This is a genomic window from Geodermatophilus sp. URMC 63, from assembly GCF_053502565.1.
Map to the genome: position 1 here is coordinate 3,075,169 of NZ_CP199956.1, position 18,318 is coordinate 3,093,486.

Annotated in this window: 15 protein-coding genes and 1 pseudogene; 14 read left to right on the plus strand and 2 right to left on the minus strand. The window is 68.7% G+C overall.

The window, feature by feature from the left end; genetic code table 11:
* Positions 1-22: 22 nt before the first annotated feature.
* The 9 genes and pseudogenes from ACWIZO_RS15180 to ACWIZO_RS15220 all read left to right on the plus strand — a co-directional run bounded on the left by ACWIZO_RS15180 (position 23) and on the right by ACWIZO_RS15220 (position 10,257).
* The gene (locus tag ACWIZO_RS15180) at positions 23-1,225 is read left to right on the plus strand and encodes a thiolase C-terminal domain-containing protein (protein WP_448638488.1); all 1,203 of its coding nucleotides are present in this window, start codon (positions 23-25) and stop codon (positions 1,223-1,225) included.
* An 8-nt stretch (positions 1,226-1,233) separates the two neighbouring features.
* A complete protein-coding gene (locus ACWIZO_RS15185) occupies positions 1,234-1,638 on the plus strand; it encodes a Zn-ribbon domain-containing OB-fold protein (RefSeq protein WP_448638489.1) in 405 nt (134 codons plus the stop codon).
* Positions 1,639-1,670: 32 nt separating this feature from the next.
* Positions 1,671-2,489 (plus strand): mycofactocin-coupled SDR family oxidoreductase, encoded by an 819-nt coding sequence (locus ACWIZO_RS15190; protein WP_448642962.1) that lies wholly within the window; start codon positions 1,671-1,673, stop codon positions 2,487-2,489.
* Positions 2,490-3,794: 1,305 nt separating this feature from the next.
* A complete protein-coding gene (locus tag ACWIZO_RS15195) occupies positions 3,795-4,820 on the plus strand; it encodes a Gfo/Idh/MocA family protein (protein WP_448638490.1) in 1,026 nt (341 codons plus the stop codon).
* A gap of 371 nt (positions 4,821-5,191) precedes the next feature.
* A pseudogene (locus tag ACWIZO_RS15200) lies at positions 5,192-5,921 on the plus strand (SDR family NAD(P)-dependent oxidoreductase).
* The gene (locus ACWIZO_RS15205; protein ID WP_448638491.1) at positions 5,905-6,663 is read left to right on the plus strand and encodes an enoyl-CoA hydratase/isomerase family protein; all 759 of its coding nucleotides are present in this window, start codon (positions 5,905-5,907) and stop codon (positions 6,661-6,663) included. The pseudogene ACWIZO_RS15200 and the gene ACWIZO_RS15205 overlap by 17 nt, the downstream one beginning before the upstream one ends.
* 891 nt (positions 6,664-7,554) lie before the next feature.
* Positions 7,555-8,511: a sugar ABC transporter substrate-binding protein gene (locus tag ACWIZO_RS15210; RefSeq protein ID WP_448638492.1), complete on the plus strand. Its 957-nt coding sequence runs from the start codon at positions 7,555-7,557 to the stop codon at positions 8,509-8,511.
* A gap of 233 nt (positions 8,512-8,744) precedes the next feature.
* Positions 8,745-9,215 (plus strand): nuclear transport factor 2 family protein, encoded by a 471-nt coding sequence (locus ACWIZO_RS15215; RefSeq protein ID WP_448638493.1) that lies wholly within the window; start codon positions 8,745-8,747, stop codon positions 9,213-9,215.
* A 163-nt stretch (positions 9,216-9,378) separates the two neighbouring features.
* Complete coding sequence (locus ACWIZO_RS15220; protein ID WP_448642963.1) at positions 9,379-10,257, plus strand: LLM class F420-dependent oxidoreductase; 879 nt, start codon at positions 9,379-9,381, stop codon at positions 10,255-10,257.
* A 316-nt stretch (positions 10,258-10,573) separates the two neighbouring features.
* On the opposite strand, the gene ACWIZO_RS15225 is transcribed toward ACWIZO_RS15220, so the two are convergent.
* Positions 10,574-11,743, minus strand: coding sequence for an acyl-CoA dehydrogenase family protein (locus ACWIZO_RS15225; protein WP_448638494.1), 1,170 nt, complete (start codon positions 11,741-11,743; stop codon positions 10,574-10,576).
* A 12-nt stretch (positions 11,744-11,755) separates the two neighbouring features.
* Positions 11,756-12,607 (minus strand): 3-hydroxybutyryl-CoA dehydrogenase, encoded by an 852-nt coding sequence (locus ACWIZO_RS15230; protein WP_448638495.1) that lies wholly within the window; start codon positions 12,605-12,607, stop codon positions 11,756-11,758.
* 255 nt (positions 12,608-12,862) lie between these two features.
* Here ACWIZO_RS15230 and ACWIZO_RS15235 point away from each other — a divergent pair, with 255 nt between their 5' ends.
* From ACWIZO_RS15235 to ACWIZO_RS15255, 5 genes are all read left to right on the plus strand, one after another.
* The gene (locus ACWIZO_RS15235; protein ID WP_448638496.1) at positions 12,863-14,038 is read left to right on the plus strand and encodes an amidohydrolase family protein; all 1,176 of its coding nucleotides are present in this window, start codon (positions 12,863-12,865) and stop codon (positions 14,036-14,038) included.
* 251 nt (positions 14,039-14,289) lie between these two features.
* Positions 14,290-14,730: an SRPBCC family protein gene (locus ACWIZO_RS15240; RefSeq protein ID WP_448642964.1), complete on the plus strand. Its 441-nt coding sequence runs from the start codon at positions 14,290-14,292 to the stop codon at positions 14,728-14,730.
* Between the two features lie 308 nt (positions 14,731-15,038).
* Complete coding sequence (locus ACWIZO_RS15245) at positions 15,039-15,278, plus strand: hypothetical protein (protein WP_448638497.1); 240 nt, start codon at positions 15,039-15,041, stop codon at positions 15,276-15,278.
* Entirely contained in the window at positions 15,275-16,282 is a 1,008-nt protein-coding gene (locus tag ACWIZO_RS15250) for a phosphotransferase family protein (protein ID WP_448638498.1), read from the plus strand. The genes ACWIZO_RS15245 and ACWIZO_RS15250 overlap by 4 nt, the downstream gene beginning before the upstream one ends.
* Positions 16,283-17,564: 1,282 nt before the next feature.
* Complete coding sequence (locus ACWIZO_RS15255) at positions 17,565-18,293, plus strand: FadR/GntR family transcriptional regulator (RefSeq protein ID WP_448638499.1); 729 nt, start codon at positions 17,565-17,567, stop codon at positions 18,291-18,293.
* Positions 18,294-18,318 lie beyond the last annotated feature (25 nt).

Below are 18,318 nucleotides of genomic sequence, written 5' to 3' on the forward strand. Positions count from 1 at the left end.
ACTGAACGAGAGGGCCGGCGAGATGGCGACCACGAATCACGATCACCGGGACAAGTGCGCCATCGTCGGGATCGGCGCGACGGAGTTCTCGAAGAAGTCCGGCCGGAGTGTCGCCGCGCTCGTCACCGAGGCGAGCCTGGCGGCCATCGCGGATGCCGGACTCATGCCGGCGGACATCGACGGCGTCGTCCGCTCCGACTACGACTCCGTGCACCACAACGACATCGGGCACTGGCTCGGCCTGTCCGACCTCACCTTCTGGGGGATCACCGGCACCGGCGGTTCTGCCCCGTGCGGGATGATCGGTCAGGCCGTGGCGGCCATCCTCTCCGGCCAGGCGACCAACGTGCTCGTCTACCGAGGGCTCAACGGCCGTTCCGGACTCCGGTACGGCAAGGGGACGGCGATCCAGCAGTCCGGAGGAGCGCGTCACGTCGGCGGCAACGGCACCCTGGACGAGTTCTTCCTGCCCTACGGGCTGATGGCGCCCGGCCAGCTGTTCGCGATGTACGCGCGTCGTCACATGATCGAGTACGGGTCGACCTCCGACGACCTCGCGAGCATCGCGATGACGGTGCGGAAGCGGGCCAACGCCAATCCCGCCGCCCAGATGGCCGATCGGACCATGTCGCTCTCGGACTACTACGAGTCGCGGATGATCGCCGACCCCCTTCGGATGTTCGACTACTGCCTGGAGACCGACGGCGCATGCGCCGTCGTCGTGACCGCCGCGGAGCGCGCCGAAGACTCCCCGCACCCCGGAGTGCTGATCCGCGCGGTCACGCAGGGAGCGATTCCCGAGATGCAGGGCGGGAAGGTCTTCCCGGCCCTGATGCGGCCGAACCTCCTCGACAACCCGGGGAGGCGAGTGGGGAAGGAGCTCTACCGTCGCGCGGGCCTGGGTCCCGCGGACATCGACGTCGCCCAGCTGTACGACTGCTACACGATCACCGTCCTCCTCCAGCTGGAGGACTACGGGCTCTGCGGCACGGGCGAGGGCGGCGCCTTCGCGTCCAGCGGGGCGATCGACATCGGGGGCACCGTTCCGATCAACACCGCCGGCGGCAACCTCTCGGAGGGCTACATCCACGGCATGAACCACATCCTCGAGGGGGTCCGGCAGATGAGAGGCCAGTCGACGTCGCAGGTCCGGGGGGCGCAGACCTGCCTGGTGACCTCGGGAACGCCGACGGTCACGAGCGCGCTGATCCTCAGGGCCGCGTGATGTCGGCCGTGGGCAGGCCGCTGCCGGTCGTCGACGACGAGGAGACCGGGGGATTCTTCGCGGCGGCGGCCGAGCACCGCCTCGTGGTGCGGATCTGCAACTCCTGCGCCGCGACGCTGCACCTGCCGAAGTCGTACTGCCACCACTGCGGGTCGTGGGACGTCGGGTGGCGGGATGTCCGGCCGACCGGGTCGGTCTACTCGTGGACGGTGCTGCAGCACTCGATCCACGAGGCGTTCCCGGCGCCGTGCACGGTCGTCCTGGTCCAGCTCGATGAGGACCCGGCGATCCGCTTCGTCGGGTACCTGCCCGGAGCCCCGGAGCTCTACGACGGCATGCCCGTCCGTGTCCGGTTCGAGGACGTCGAACCCGGCGTCACCATCCCGCAGTGGGAGCCCGTACCCGAGGCGTGAGCCCGGGACCGATTCGTAGAAGGAGAAGTGTCATGGGGAAGTTGGACGGCAAGGTCGCCTTCATCACCGGCGCCGCCCGTGGGCAGGGCCGCTCGCACGCGATCCGGCTGGCCGAGGAGGGTGCCGACATCATCGGCGTCGACATCTGTGGTCAGGTGGACACGGTCTCGTACCCCATGTCGTCGCGTGAGGACCTCGACGAGACGGTCGCGTTGGTCGAGAAGCTCGACCGGCGGATGGTGGCACACGTCGCCGACGTCCGGGACCCAGCAGCGCTCAAGGCGGCCGTCACTGACGGCGTCGCCACTCTCGGCCGGCTCGACATCGTCCTGGCGAACGCCGGCGTGATGTTCCAGGGCCTGGCGCCGGGACGGGACGACGAGGCGTTCCGCGATGCGGTCGACATCATGCTGGTCGGCGTGTGGAACACCCTCCAGGCAACCCTCCCCACGTTGCGGGAGCAGGGTCAGGGTGGGGCCATCGTCATCACCAGCTCCGTCAACGGGCTCAAGGGCATGGTCGCCGGCACCAACGGCGGCAACTTCGGGTACGCCGCCGCGAAGCACGGCGTCGTGGGCATCATGCGGATGTACGCCAACTACCTGGCGCCGGAGAGCATCCGGGTCAACACGGTCCACCCCACGGGGGTCGACACGCCCATGCTGGTCGGGTTCACCGGGCTGGATGCCTCGGCCAACCCCGTGATCGCGGCGAGCATGGTCAACCCTCTCCCGGTGAACGTCATCCAGCCCATCGACGTGAGCAACGCGATCGCGTGGCTGGTGTCCGACGAGGCCCGGTACGTCACCGGTATCACCCTGCCCGTCGACGCAGGGGCCACGGTCAAGTAGCACTGGCTCTCCACCCGCCGCCGGCGGGTGGGGCGGGTCATCGCCGAGGAACCAGCACTCCCCGATCGCCTGGCGGTGCTCGACCATGGAGCAGAGGAGAGGTCCTCGGGTGTTCGTGGTCGACGCACAACTGCACGAGCCACCCGTGCCTTCGAGTGGGCAGGCGCTGATCGACTGACCCGGTTCGAGCTCATGACCGAGGTGACCCTCGGGTACATGCGGGCGATCGGTGTGGACCGCGCGGTGCTGCACCCGACCGGCGGCCCCGAGTGGGGGAGTACCCGCCTGCCCGGATCCCGGACCGCTTTACGCTCGTGGTCGGTCCCCTCGTGGCCGCGGAGGACGGCACGACGATGCGGGGGGCGGCCGGCCCGGTGCCCATGCCGTCGGTCGACGACTGGGTCGTCGAGAAGAGCCGGACCCCGGGCGTGGCGGGAATCCGGCTGACCAGGCCGTCGGCGGAGCTGTGTGGGCCCGCGCACACGCGGTGCCGCATTCCTACGCGGAGGCGCTCTTCCACCTGCGGGACAGCGACCAGTTGTCGGCCGACGAGAAGGAATGGCTCCACGGTCGCACCGCACAGACGCTGCTCCGCCGGCCGGCGGATGCGCGGCCGGCGACTCACATGGCGCCGTGATCCCTGCGGTTCTGCCCCGTCCCAGTGGGGGATCGCCAGGAGGTCGTGCTCGTCCGCGCGGGCGTGCCGGGTGAGGGATGGCGAACCAGAGCACTCGCCGTGAGTACGTGCAGGCTCGGAGAGACGTGCGTCGATCCCCCTGCCGTCTCGGCGTTGCGCGTGTCGGCGGCCGTGCCTCATGACGACGACCCGCCAGATGAGGAGTCGCCTCCTGGCCCTGATGACGTCTCCGAAACGGGGGGCCGCGGTTCGCGATCGACGGCGGCCCACACCTGGGACCGCCGTCCGCCGTCACAGGCGGAGGTGCCAGCGGTTGCCGGTCGACCGTCAACCAGCAGGGGATGGGGACCGCGCGCTGCCTCGTGTCGACGACCAGCGGTCGAGGAGGTGCCGGGTACCCGAGCCACGTTCGATCCTGGGCTGCTCCCCTGGCGAGCCGGCCCGGATCCTCATGAGGGAAGGATTGCCCCGAACTTCATGAGGGAGGAAGCTCATACCCCCATGAGCTCCTCATCACACCCCATGCTCTGGTCCGCGGAGAGTTGAGCGACAAGCCCATGGTCTGTCCGGGCTGATGGTCCGTTCCTCGTGAGGCAACCGCCCATCCTCCGCGGGGCATGGCATTCCAGGCGTGAGCGGGAGAACACCCATCTTCGACAGGAGTGAAGATGTTCAGGGTCGGCATCGTCGGATGCGGCACGATGGGCAGAGCTCACGCCCAGACGCTGCACCATACAGTCCGTGGAGCCGAGGTCGTGGCTGTCTGCGACGTCAGTGACGAGAGCGCGAACGCGGTCTCAGATCTGGTCGGAGGCGCGAGGAGATACGCGGACGCCCACGAGCTGATCACCAGCGATGAGGTCGACGCGGTCGTCGTGACGGTACCTGCCGCTCTCCACACAGACATCGTTCTCGCGGCAGTCAAGGCGGGAAAGCCCGTCTTCTCGGAGAAGCCGCTGGCCGATACTGCGGCGGAGTGCAAGCAGATCGTCGACGCGGAGATCGCGGGTGGCAAGCGCCTCGTGCAGGTCGGTTTCATGAAGCGATACGACCGATCGCTCACTCAGATCAAGGAACTGCTCGAATCCGGAGAGTTCGGTGCTCCACTGATCGTGAGGGCCACGCAGCGCTCCGAGAACATCTCTGAGCTCTATCCCTATTACGAGAACGACATGCAGATCACGGACGCGATGATCCACGAGATCGACTACCTGCCGTGGCTTATCGGGGGAGACGATGAGTGGGACGAAGTCCAGAGTCTCACCTCCAAGGCGAGCCGGCACGTGCCGGGCGGCCTGCAGGATCCCATGGTCTGCGTCATGAAGACCAAGAAGGGTGTTCTCTGCATGGTGGAGCAATTCGTGAACACCAAGTTCCTGGGTTATGAGTCGACCGCAGAAGTTGTGTGCGAAGACGGGATCGTCAGTCTCCCGGGCCCGTCGTCGCCCGTCACCCTCCGGAATTCTCAGATCAGTGTCGCGATCGAGAAGGACTGGCTCCTCCGCTTCGACGAGTCCTATCGCCTGCAGCTCGAGGACTGGGTGGACAAGGCACTGCAAGGCACGGCCGGCGGTTCCTCCGCCTGGGACGGGTACACGGCGGCACTCACTGCGGACGCGCTCCTCGCCTCCATGCGATCCGGCCGGCCGGAGAAGGTGACGACCGGCGGGAAGCCGGATCTCTACATCGGGTGATCGCTGCCCCCCGCCCGGGCGAGGAGCCTCGCTCCTCGCCCGGGCGGGAACGGAGGCGACTCCCCGCCGCGCGCGCCAGTCCGGCTGCTGGTCGACGTGGCGCAGCTCCAGATCGGCCAACCGGCCCATGTCGGGCATCCGGAACACGCTGGCAGCTCTCATGCGCGACGGGTCCACCGCGAGCGTCGACGCCGGTCTCGGTACCAATGCCGCCTACGAGGCCTTGCTCGGGGAAGACGAATACCGCTCGAAGGCCCGCGAGCTGGGCTCGCTCGTTCCGATGACGGAGTCGTCGTCCTCCCGGAGGCGTCAGTGACGATGCCCTTCTCGATCGAAGGCAAGAAGATCCTGCTCACGCGGGTGCCCGCGGCATCGGCGGGGAGTCCGCTCGCTACTTCGCCCGACGAGGCGCGCACGTCGTCACGTGCGACATCCGGGACGCGGAGGGGACGCACTTCGCCGAGGAGGCGACCGGAACCGGTCCGGGCCGCGTCACCTACCGGCACATGGACGTATCGAAGGTCGACGCCCGCCGTCAACTCAGCCGGACTGCCGATCATGTCGCACGCCGAAGCGACTCCGGAGTCCGAGTGGGACACGCAGTTCGCGATCAACACGAAGGGGACCGCCTTCGTCTGCAAGACGGTCTTCCCCCACCTGGAGCGGGGCGGGTCCATCGTGAACGTCGCCGCCGGTGGCGCGCTGAAGGACGTCCCGATCCTCACCTCGTCGTACTCCGCCTCCAAGGGAGCGGTCATCAGCTTCACCAGGACGATGGCCGTGGAGTGGGCCCGGTATCGCATCCGCTGCAACTCGGTGAACCCGGTGGTGAAGACGACGCTGGGCGATGAGCTGCGCGCGAAGATGAGCGACGAGGACCGGGCGGTGTACCGGAGCCAGGTCGAGAAGGTGCCCCTCGGGGGTCACGGCGACATCGACAGCGACCTGCTCCGGTGTTCGTGTTCCCCATCTCCGACGCATCGAGGTTCATCGCGGCGCAGGACCTCGCGGTCGACGGAGGACTGGATCCCAGTCGCTGACCGAAAGTCGACGACGACTCGCGCACCCTCACCGGGAGACGTCCGTGCTCAGCCTCGATGAGTACAGGAACCGCTACAGCACGATCTCCCTGGAGAGGTCGCCGAACGGGGTGCTGCTCGTCCGCCTCCACGAAGACGGTGGCCCGTTCGTGATGGGTCGGCAGGCACACACGGAGCTGTCCGAGGTCTTCTTCGACATCGCGGCAGACCGCGAGAACCGGGTCGTCGTCATCACCGGCACGGGGGAGACCTTCAACGACCGAGTCGGCGAGAGCACGGCCGCAGGCAAGGCATCGCCGAGCGGATGGGACCACATCCGTTGGACGGCGGAGCGGATCCTGACGGGGTTGTTGGACGTCGAGGTCCCCGTCATCGCCGCCATCAACGGTCCGATCACGGTCCACCCGTGCTGGCCCTTCCTGGCGGACGTGGTGCTGTGCGCCGAGCACACCGTCATCCAGGACACGACCCACTTCACGGCCGGACGCGTGCCCGGTGACGGCAACAACATCGTCTGGGAGATGCTCATGGGACCGAACCGGTCCCGGTACTTCCTGCTGACGGGGCAGCGGATCCCCGCGGAGGAGGCCTTGTCGCGGGGGCTCGTCGGGGAGGTGCTCCCGCTCGATGCGCTGCTCGACCGTGCACTCGAGCTCGCCAACGGTTTCGCGGAGCTGAAGGACCTCACGCTCCGGGCGACGCGACGGGCGCTGACGTTCGAACTGCGCCGCCGGATCCGCAACGACCTCGACCACGGCCTGGCGATCGAGGCGCTCGCCTACCTCGACGACCCGCCGATGTGATCCGTCCGGTCCTCGTCCGCCGGTGGCCACCGCCCCGAGCTCCAGCGGATGAACCGGATGCCGCCCGGACAGTCCTCGCCGATGGCCTGTGGCCGTCGGCCCGTCGAGGTCGCCGGGCGAGGGGGGCCGCGGCCGGTCCGACCGGCCGTCAGTGGAGCGGCTGCTCGTGACAGGGGAGAGCACCGAGCCGCCCGAGCGGCCGACCGTCAGCGGCCGGCGCGCCGCGGCGTCGACCCCGACACGATGACGACCAGCGCTTCTCCCAGGATTCCCGCTCGCTCCTGAACTGGTCGTCTCCGACGTAGCGCGGGTCAGCTCGGTGCGTTCCTCGGTCGCCGGGGCGGTGACCCACTGCGATCGGCTCGCGCCGCCCGCCAGCTCGCCCGGTCGCCGTGTGGAGCGAAACGGCCCGATCCCGGGACTCCGGTGAGTACTCGTCCGGTGGGCTCGACTCCAGTACGTGACGTGTTCGAATTCGTTATGAGGAACTCTTGACTGCCTGCGAAGCCGGGTGCCAAGGTGACGCCCGCCACTCATTCGAGGCGAGGCACGAGCACCAAGACCGCTGCTCTGACCGACGGAGAGTGTCGAGTACCACCCGGTGAGACGGTCGCAACCGTTCCGTTTCGTCGTCCCTGTTGCGTCAACCCATCCTCATCTGGAGGCCAGGCAGTGTCCGGTTCAACTTCCCGCAGGGGTTCCAGCAGCAGCAGAGCTCGAGGCATCGCGGCCGTCTCATCCGCACTTCTGTTGATCGGTCTCGCGGCGTGCGGCAGTGGCAGCGACAGCTCCGGTGGCGGTGGGGGGTCCTCCGGAGAGACGGACGACGCGGCCGTCGCGGCGGCGGAGGAGCGTCTCCAGCCGTACGTGGATCCGTCCGACGAGATCCCCGTGGACGTTCCACTGACCCAGAAGCCCGAGGCCGGCCAGACCGTCGCCCTGGTCCGCTACAACAACCAGCCGTCGGCGGTGTACGACGAGTTCTTCGAGGAGGCTGCAGCGGCCCTGAGCTGGGACTTCAACATCTACGCCGTCGAAGCTACGGACCCGCAGGGAATCCCCAACGGGGTGCTGCGCGCCATCAGCGAGGGCGTGGACTACATCGTGGTCGGGGGATCCTCCATCGACGCCATGGGACCGAGCCTCGGTGCGGCCAAGGACGCAGGGATCCCGGTCTTCCTGGGGGCGGGCCCCGAAGGCGACGTGCCGCAGGGCGAGGCCAACGGCCTGTACGGCAACGCCATGTCCAAGAACACGGTCGGAGGAAACCTCCGCATGGCGGACCAGATGATCGTCGAGAGCGGCGGCACCGGGAACGCGCTGTTCGTGAACGTTCCCGACTTCCCCACCTTGGCGCCCATCAACGATGCGATCGACTCGCACATCGCCGAGAATTGCAGCGGGTGCAGCCTCGAGCAGCTGAACATCTCCGCCGGCGATCTCGGTGGGGACGTCGCCTCCACCGTCGTCGCGGCGGTCCGCCAGAACCCCGACACCGAGTACGTGCTCGGTTCCTACGCCAACGCGGTCCGCGGACTGCCCCAGGCCCTTACGGCCGCCGGCCTGGACAACATCAAGGTGTACGTCGCCATCCCCACGGAGCCGGCCATCGTGGAGCAGGTCGAGAACGGTGACTACGACGCCACGATCCTGCTGCCCAGCGGGAGCTACCCCTGGGCGATCTTCGACCAGATCGCCCGGGTGAGCGTCGGCATGGACCCCCTCCAGGAGCAGAACGCCGACCTGGGCATGGCGCTCTACACGACCGACACCATCCCGGCGGGCACCAGGAGCTGGGACCCGGCGGACTACCAGGACCAGTACAAGGAGCTGTGGCAGGTTTCCTGACCGCCTGCTCGCTGCTGACCGGTCTCGTGATCGGCCCGGCGTCGTCTCTCCCAGGCGACGCCGGGCCGGCCCCGGTCGGGGCAAGCAGGTGACACGGGCGCGATCGTGCACGCAGCACCGTGTCCTGCTGTCGTCGGTCGGGACACACCTCTCACCGGTCCGAGCGTCGCGCTGCATCACCCCGGCTCGGAGGCAGCATCGAATCCAGTATCGGTCGACACGGATGGGGCGAGATGGACGCAATTGCGAAGTTGGAAGCGATCGAAGGCATCAGGCTCGCGAAAGCAAGACATCAGAGGGGCGTCGACACGAAGGACGGCGACCTGCTCCGCCGCGTCTGGGCCGACGACGCCGTGGTCGATTGTCGCGGTGTCATGACCGATCCCGTCACCGGCGCGAACTCCGCTCCACAGACGGACGTCATCCTCCATGGCGTCGATGAGGCCGTCGCCTCCGCCATGGAGTCGCTCGCGGGTGTCGTATCGGTCCATCACGTGAGCAATCCCGAGATCGAGATCACCAGCCCCACCACTGGCAGAGCGACCTGGCCGCAGATCGATCGTGTCTGGTTCGCGGCCGACGCTCCGTTCAAGGCGTTCGTCGGGTATGGCTTCTACCACGAGACCTACGAACGCGTCGGGGAGGACTGGAAGATCAAGACGATGCGCATGGAACGCACCAGACTCGACTTCATCCCCTGGTGAGAGGCTGACGGGCCTCCTGGACACCGCGCCGCCGTATCGACCCGCCGCGTGGACGGCCTCTCTCGCATCGGGGCTCTGCCCGCGACCGTTGATGGCGGGTTCTCGGTTCCGTTCGACGGCGTGGGAGTCGTCGCTCGGCCTTCACGGAAGGAATGTGTTGAGCATGCGAATCGGCGCTATCTACCCCCAGATCGAGTTGCGCGGTGATCCTCAGACATTGCGTGACTTCGCGCGCGCGGTCGAGGACATGGGTTTTCATCACCTGGTCATGTACGACCACGTCGTCGGCGCGGTCCACGAGGACCGGGAGCCGCCCTTGACCGGGCCCTACCGGGAGACGGATCCGTTCCATGACCCGCTGGTCGCCTTTGCTCATCTGGCGGCGCTCACCGAGCGGTTGGAGTTCAGCTCCGGCGTGATGATCCTGTCTCAGCGGCAGACGGTTCTGGTGGCGCGACAGGCCGCGGACGTCGCCCTGATGTCCGGTGGGCGTCTGTCCCTGGGCGTGGGCACTGGCTGGAACCCTGTGGAGTACGAGGCGCTGGGGATGGACTTCAGGAGCCGGGGTGAACGGATCACCGAGCAGATCGATCTGCTTCGGCGCCTGTGGTCGGGCGACGTCGTCGACTTCCAGGGGAAGCATCACCGCGTGGACCGTGCCGCGCTGAATCCCGCACCGGTCAGCCCCATTCCGTTGGTCTGTGGCGGTCTGTCGTCGCCGGCCTATCGGCGGGGGGCGAAGCTGGGGGACGGTTTCATCTTCACGGGTCCTCTGGAGGAGATGGCCCTGCCCGGGTGGCGGGAGGTGCGTCAGGTGATGGAGGAGAACGGACGCGAGGTCGACGGGTTCCGCGTCGACCTCGAGACGGTGGGCCCCGGTTTCCAGTCGTTGGGTGTCGATGACGTGCTCAGGACACTCGACACATGGGAGGCGAATGGTGGAACGCACGCGTCCGTGAAGACCATGGGCCTGGGCTATACGACCCTCGATGACCACCTGCAGCACCTCGATAAGGTGGCCAAGGCCCGAGGTCTGGGCTGACTGCTCCCACAACCGCGTCCTGGTCCAGGTGGACGGGGTGGGTGACCGCTCGGACTGGGTGGTTGGGGAACAGGGACCTCCCACTGCATCCGTGGATGGCCCCGGTCTTCAACGAAAGTGCGAGCCGGACCTGCACGTGCGATCGGTCGTCCGAGCATCGATCACTGGCGTCGTCGGGTCGGCAGCGGAGCGACGGTCACCGGACGCTTTCGAGGCGACCAATGTCGACCCGGGTGGACCGTTCGCACGACGATTACCGGACGCTCTCTCGAGGCGACCAGCGTCGACCCGTAGCCGCTCCGCCCCGCGTGCTCCGTCAGCGGAGGAGGCTGCGGGCGATGACCATGCGCTGGATCTGGTTGGTGCCCTCGTAGATCTGGGTGATCTTGGCGTCGCGCATCATCCGCTCGACCGGGAAGTCCTGCGTGTAGCCGGCCCCGCCGAAGAGCTGGACGGCGTCGGTGGTCACCTTCATGGCCACGTCGGAGGCGAACGCCTTGGCCGCGGCGCACAGCCGGCCGAGATCGGGGTCCACCTTGCCGCCGTCGTGGGCAGCCTCGCCGCGGGCGGCGGCGACGTAGACCAGGTGCCGGGCGGCCTCGATCTGCATGGCCATGTCGGCGAGCATGAACTGCACGCCCTGGAAGTCGCTCACGGCCTTGCCGAACTGCTTCCGCTCGCGGGTGTACTCGACCGCGGCGTCCAGCGCGCCCTGGGCGACGCCCACGGCCTGCGCGCCGATGGTCGGGCGGGTGAAGTCCAGCGTGCGGAGCGCGGTCTTGAAGCCGGTGCCGGGCTCGCCGATGATCCGGTCGGCCGGGACGGTGCAGTCGGTGAAGTACAGCTCGCAGGTGGGCGAGCCCTTGATGCCCATCTTCCGCTCCTTGGGGCCCACGGCGAAGCCGGGGTCGTCGCGGTGCACGACGAAGGCGGAGATGCCGCCGGCCCGCTGCTCCGGGTCGGTGACGGCCATGACCGTGTACCACTCCGACACCCCGGAGTTGGTGATCCAGGCCTTGGTGCCGTTGAGCACCCAGGTGTCGCCCTCCAGCCGGGCGCGGGTCCGCATCGCGGCGGCGTCGGAGCCGGCCTCGCGCTCGGACAGGCCGTAGCTGATCATCGCGTCGCCCGCGGCGATCGAGGGCAGCACCTGCTGCTTGAGGTCCGCCGACGCCGACAGGATGATCGGCATCGACCCGAGCTTGTTGACCGCCGGGATGAGCGAGGCGGAGACGTCGACCCGGGCGACCTCCTCGATGACGATGCAGGTGGCGATCGCGTCGGCCCCCTCACCGCCGTAGCTCTCGGGGATGTGCGTGGCGTGGAACCCGGCCGCCGTCAGCGCCTTCTGCGCCTCGATCGGGAAGCGGGAGTCGGCGTCGACCTCGGCCGCGTACGGCGCGATCTCCCGCTCGGCGATGTCCCGGACCGCGGCCCGGACCGCGTCGTGCTCCTCGGTCAGCTGGTACAGCCCCGCCTGTGGCATCTCGTCCTCGGGTCAGTTCGCGTATGGGAAGAAGCCACGGCCGGTCTTGCGGCCGAGCAGGCCGGCCTCGACCATCCGCAGCAGCAACGGGGGAGAGGCGTAGAGCGGTTCCTTGAACTCGTGGTACATCGAGTCGGCGATGGCGGCGGTGGTGTCGAGACCGATCAGGTCGGCGAGGGCCAGGGGTCCCAGAGGATGGGCGCAGCCCTGGACCATCCCGGCGTCGATGTCCTCGGCGGTGGCGAACCCGGACTCCAGCATCCGGATCGCCGACAGCAGGTAGGGGACCAGCAGCGCGTTGACGATGAAACCGGCACGGTCCCTCGACCGGATGGTCGTCTTCCCCAGGCGCTTCTCGGTGAAGTCGGTGACCGCGTGCAGGGTCTCGTCCGACGTGAGCAGGCTGCCGACGATCTCGACCAGCGGCAGCACCGGCACGGGGTTGAAGAAGTGGACGCCGACCACGCGCTCCGGACGATCGGTGCTGCTGGCGATCTTCACGAGCGGGATCGAGGAGGTGTTGGACGCCAGGATCGCGTCCGGCTTCACCAGTGCGTCCAGCCGGCGGAAGAGATCCAGCTTGAGGCTCTCGACCTCCGGGATCGCCTCGATCACCAGGTCTGCGTCGCTCGTCCCCTCGAGATCGGCCAGGACGGTGATGCGTGCGAGGGCCGCTTCCGCCTGCTCGGACGGCAGGCGCCCCGCACGGACCGCACGTTGCATCGACGACTCGATGCGCGAGCGGCAGCGGTCGACGCCGGCCGGGTCCGCCTCGACCAGGACGACGTCGACGCCGGCTCGTGCGCAGACTTCCGCGATGCCCGCGCCCATGGTCCCGCCACCGACGACGCCCACCTGTTCCACAGCATCACCCTACGGCCCACTGCAGGGGCGCGATCGCGGGGCGCCGTGGCGGCCGTGCGACGCCGCGTCCGGCCGATTGACCTGGCGAATTCGTACGGATGTTTGTACCATGTTGTTACTCGCTGACGAGCGTGTCCGGGATGGGAGTCGCCCCGACGCCGGCCGCCGGTTGCGGGACGAGCCAGGACCCTGGCTCTCATGCGGCCACCTCAGCCGGAGTGCCGCGAGAGAACACGAGCGAGGAGTGATCACGCGATGCCCCTGACCGACGACATGCAGTTGATCTCGGTGGACGATCACCTGATCGAGCGTCCCGAGGTGTGGTCCAGCCGCCTCCCGAAGAAGCACCAGGAGAACGGGCCCCGCATCATCGAGGCCACGGGCGAGGAGATGGACCAGTACGGCTTCGGTCAGCGCGTCCCGAAGGGCAGCCAGGTCTGGCAGCTCGAGGGGCTGGTCTACGCGCAGCTCGGGCTCAACGCGGTCGCGGGTAAGTCCCGCGAGGAGCTCGGCACCGAGCCGCTGCGCTTCGACGACATGATCCCGGGCTGCTACGACCCCGCGGCGCGGGTGATCGACATGGACATCGACGGCGTCCAGGGCGAGCTGCTCTTCCCGTCCTTCCCGAAGTTCGCGGGCACGATGTTCCAGAACGTGAAGGACCCCGAGCTCGCGCTGCTGTGCACCAAGGCCTGGAACGACTACGTCCACGAGGAGTGGGTCACGCCCTATCCGGACCGCTTCATCCCGATCGGGATCCTCCCCTACTGGGACGTCGAGGCCTCCATCGTCGAGCTGCGCCGGCTCGCGGACCGCGGGGTCCGGGCCATCTCCTTCCCCGAGAACCCGGTGCCGCTCGGCCACCCCTCCTTCCACACCGACCACTGGGACCGGCTGTTCGACGTGTTCGAAGAGGTCGGCGCGGTCGCCACCATGCACTTCGGCACCTCCGGGCAGGTCAAGCTGACCGCGCCCGAAGCGCCCATGGCGGTCATGTCGTCGCTCATGGGGACCAACTCCATGTACACCGTGGCGGACCTGATTTTCTCGCCCGTCTTCCACCGGCACCCCAACTTCAAGGTCTCGGTCGCCGAGGGCGGTATCGGCTGGATGCCGTGGGTGCTCGAGCGGATGGAGTACACCTGGGAGCGGCACCGCTTCTACCAGAACATCCACCAGACCGTCCGTCCGACGGAGCTGTTCCAGAAGCACATCTGGGGTTGCTTCATCAGCGACTACTTCGGCGTCGAGAACCGGCACAAGATCGGCGTCAACAAGATCACCTGGGAGGCCGACTACCCGCACTCGGACTCCTACTGGCCGAACAGCCGCAAGATCGTCACGGAGATGATGCACGACGTCCCTGACGAGGAGGTCCGCCAGATCGTCGAGACCAACGCGCGCGAGCTGTACCGCTTCCCGCGCAGGTGACGTACTGAACGGAGTGCGCCCCGGAGCCTTGCTCCGGGGCGCACTCCGTTGCAGGGAGTGGTGAGTGCCGTCCGGCCGCGCCCCCGTGTGGCGGATCGGCTCGGCAGAAGCGGGATCAGACCGGCAGCGCGCGCAGCCCCTGACGCGGGTGGACCACGGTCCGGGAACTGCGGATCAGCGTCAGGACCGACGCCCTGCCAACCGCGTCATGGCAGTTCACAGAAGAGGTGCAGAGCGTGGCAACAACCGAAGTGTCGGCGGTGGTGGATGCACCCGTGGAGGACGTCTGGCGTGTCCTCGGGGACTTCGGCGCGATGCCGAACTGCCTCACTGCCGTCGTGGACTGTCAGCTGGAGGACGGAGCAGTCGGCCGGGGACCCGTCGGCGCAGTCCGCGCGGTCACGGTGCGCAGTGGCGCAGTCGTGCGGGAACGCCTGCTCGGACACGACGAGGTCCGGCGCAGTGTCAGCTACGAGATCGTGGGGGCGAGCCGGTTCCCGGTGCGGAGCTACCTCGTCCAGGCCGGGGCCTGGGCGGTCACGTCGACCGGTCAGACCTTCGTCCGCTGGGCTGTGGAGTTCGACGCCGAGGCAGCGGACGAACCGGTCGCCGCGGAGATGATCACGGCGACGTACGACGTCCTCCTCCGCGACCTGGCCGCACACGTGACGAGGACTCCGGCGAGCTCGTAGTCGCCCGGTCAGCATCCCCGGTCGCTGCGTAGCAGGGGTACCGGCGTCTCCGACGAAGATCCCATGTCGCCGCACATGCCGGCTCGAGGCGGACGAGGTCCGGCCTCGAGGGATCGGGGATGTCTCCTGCGTCGGTCAGCACGGCCGGACGGCTCCCTCATCCCGCTGTCGGCATCGCCGGTGACGGGGCGCCGGCGGTCCACCGGCGGCGGCTTGGTGGGGTGGAGGGCGTGGGTACCGCGGCATCGAGACAGGCCCGGAAGCGGTCAGGACAGCACACGCTTGGTCAGAGACCGAGAGAGGCGCACGTGAGCCGAAGGTTCGAGGGGAAGACCGCGATCATCGCCGGCGCCAGCCGCAGCAGCGGTCTCTCGATCGCCGAACGAGCGGTCGCCGACCGCGCCTGGGTCGTCATCACCGGCCGTGGCGAGGCGCTGGACGGGGCGGATCGCCTCGTGGCCCTCCTGCTCTCGGTGGACGCTGGCTGGCTGACCGGCCACACCGTGGTCATCGACGGCGGGGTCACGCTCACCGGCGGTGTCGAGTGAGCGCCCCCGGTCTGGACCTCGACAGACTCGGGCGCTGGTTCGCGGCCGAGGTGCCCGACGCCGGCAGCGCGCTGGAGGCGACCTTGATCGCCGGCGGCAAGTCGAATCTGACCTTCGTGGTCACCGACGGCACCAGCGAGTGGATCGTGCGCCGGCCGCCGATGGGACACGTCCTGGCGACCGCACACGACATGGCGCGCGAGTTCCGGGTCATGTCCGCGCTGCAGGACACCGCTGTCCCCGTGCCGCGGACCTACGCGATCTGCCGCGACGAGTCGGTGATCGGTGCCGACTTCTACGTCATGGAGCGCTGCGCCGGCACGCCCTTCCGGCGGGCCGCCCAGCTCGCGGAGCTCGGGCCCGACCGCACCCGCGCCATCTCCACCGGCCTCGTCGACACCCTCGCGGCGTTGCACGCGGTCGACCCGGACGCGGTCGGGCTGGGCGACTTCGGCCGTCCCGAGGGATTCCTCGTTCGCCAGGTGGCGCGCTGGAAGAAACAGCTCGATGCGTCGCACACCCGGGACCTGCCGGCCGCCCAGGAGCTGTTCGAGCGGCTCGCGACGGACGTTCCCATCGAGTCGGCCACCGGCATCGTGCACGGCGACTTCCGCCTCGACAACGTCCTCGTCGACGACCAGGACCGGGCGACCGCCGTGCTGGACTGGGAGATGGCGACCCTGGGCGACCCGCTCACCGACCTCGCGCTGATGCTGACCTATGACCGGTTCGGTGCTGTGCTGGGCGAGGCGGTCACGGATGCCTCCCTCGCGCCCGGCTACCTCGCGGAGGACGAGATCCTGAACCGCTACGCCGCCTCCAGCGACCGCGACCTGGCGCGCTTCGGCTGGTACCGCGCGCTGGCCGCATTCAAGCTGGCGGCCATCCTCGAGGGCATCCACTACCGCTTCCTCGCCGGCCACACCGTCGGCGAGGGCTTCGACAGGATCGCCGAAGCGATCGACCCCCTGCTCGACGCGGGCCTGTCCGCACTGGACGACTGAGACCGAGGAGCACGACGGACACGGACTTCGGACGCGCCGCTCGCACCGAGGAGTTGCGCGCCGAGGCCAGCCGGCGCGGCCTGTGGAACCTCTTCCTCCCCCCGGCGACCACCCCGACGTTCCCGACGAAGTCCGCAGGAACGCCCTCGCGAAAGCCGAGCTCGCCCGGTCCATCGCTCGCCGCGCCTTCCCGAGCATTCGCGGCGTGGCAGGCACGTGGGGGCGAGGTTCACGGTGCAGGCCTGCTCTGAGCTGTCGGCCAACCGACGCCGCGGCCGGCGGCTCCACTGCTGGCGGGGCGCATCCTCCGGGCGGTCCGGGCCGAACACGGGTCGACGCGGAAGAGCAATTGGACTGAATTGGCCGCCGGAACTGCAGGCACACCTGCGGCGGCGACGCCGGCTGTGTTGCGGTCGGTGACGGGCCGGGCCTCCTGTCGGCGCCGCTGGCGGGCATCGCTGAGTCGCCCGCCATCCGATGCTCATGCCAGCGCCGATCAGACCGCATGCCGCGCGGCCAGGCCAGCACGCCCGGCCTCGCGCGTGGAGTGCCCTGCGGTTGTCCGCGCCCGGGTGGCGAGCTGCTCGTCGATCTCGACGCGCCGTACTGCCACCTGCAGTCTCCATTGCCGTTCCGTATGCGCCGAGGGAACGCCGTGCGGGCTTCGGAACCCGCGCCGCAGGTTGAGAGCACCAGTGCGGTCAGCGGTGGTCGCGCAGGCGGCGAGGTGTCCGACCCACGTCGGCCCGGCGGTCGGCCGAGGGATCGACCTGGGTGTGCCTGCCCCGAGCCGGACATCGTGCTGCTCCCCGGTGCACCGCGCACCGTGCACCGGGGCCAGTGGCCGCGCCGTCCGCGACACCGTCGGGTGAAGGCCTACCATGAGGGGCGAGCGCGCTGGCACTCTGGGCGCCGAGGTGGTGGAGCAGGAGAGCGGACTCCTGCTCGGTTTGGTCGCGACCGGTGGAACAGCAGCTGGATGACCAACGCTCTACACGTCGCGGATGCCTAGACGATGCGGTGGAGGTTCCGGCGGCGCCAGCGGATCCCAGACGGCGGACGGGGTCATGTCACGCCTCGTCCTCACGCCGGCAGTTGAGCCATATATTGATCATCAAGGAATGGCGGCTCGAGGAATACGCGGCCGCAGTCGTGTAGCGGGCCTCTCCGGGCCCGTCACGGGAAAGTAAGGATGCACGTGGCGAGGAAGAAGCAGACCGAGACACGGACCCTGGAGTCGGCGACTCAGGCAAAGGGCATCCCCATTGCCGCCGGAGGTTCGGTGCTCCGACCGCTCAAGGCCGCGGAGGTCGTGGCTCGGGACGTCGTGCGCAGCATCACCGCCGCCGGGCTCCAGCCCGGGGACGGTCTGCCCTCGGAAGCCCAGATGCTGCAGCAGTACGGTGTCAGCCGCGAGTCCCTGCGCGAGGGGCTGCGCCTCCTGGAGGTCCAGGGGATGATCAGCATCCGTCGCGGTCCGGGCGGTGGCCCGGTGGTCGGCACCGTCGACACGGCCAATCTGGGCAGGATGCAGGCGCTGTTCTTCCACCTCGCGGGGGCGACGTACGACGAGCTGTTCGAGGCGTGGGTGTTCGCGGAGTCGACGCTCGCCCGCATGGCCGCGATGAATCCCGACGCTGCGCTGCGTGAGCAGGTGATGGCTCCGTACCTGTCCGGTGACGTCGAGGCGGACGAGCACGTCGACCTCGACGTCTACGTGACCGGCCACGAGGGTTTCCACGGTGCGGTGTCCGGCCTGGCCGGCAACCGGGTCTTCCAGCTCACGTTCCGCGCGTACGGCCAGATCGTCGCCCACCACCTCTCCACCTTCGGGGACGTCCGCAAGCTGCACAAGCGATTGGTCGGGGATCACCTCAAGCTGGCCCAGGTCATCGTCGACGGCGACGGCGAGGTTGCCTCGACACTCATGCACGAGCACCTCTCACAGGTCATCAACATCAACCGGAGCGAACTGGGCTCCCTGCTCGAGGGACCGGTGGGGTGGCTGTGACCGCCACTGCCACGATGCTGCACGA

Coding starts and splice junctions, on each gene's coding strand:
- ACWIZO_RS15180 (WP_448638488.1), top strand. CDS start 23: ATGGCGACCACGAATCACGATCACCGGGACAAGTGCGCCATCGTCGGG.
- ACWIZO_RS15190 (WP_448642962.1), top strand. CDS start 1,671: ATGGGGAAGTTGGACGGCAAGGTCGCCTTCATCACCGGCGCCGCCCGT.
- ACWIZO_RS15195 (WP_448638490.1), top strand. CDS start 3,795: ATGTTCAGGGTCGGCATCGTCGGATGCGGCACGATGGGCAGAGCTCAC.
- ACWIZO_RS15215 (WP_448638493.1), top strand. CDS start 8,745: ATGGACGCAATTGCGAAGTTGGAAGCGATCGAAGGCATCAGGCTCGCG.
- ACWIZO_RS15220 (WP_448642963.1), top strand. CDS start 9,379: ATGCGAATCGGCGCTATCTACCCCCAGATCGAGTTGCGCGGTGATCCT.
- ACWIZO_RS15225 (WP_448638494.1), bottom strand. CDS start 11,743: ATGCCACAGGCGGGGCTGTACCAGCTGACCGAGGAGCACGACGCGGTC.
- ACWIZO_RS15235 (WP_448638496.1), top strand. CDS start 12,863: ATGCCCCTGACCGACGACATGCAGTTGATCTCGGTGGACGATCACCTG.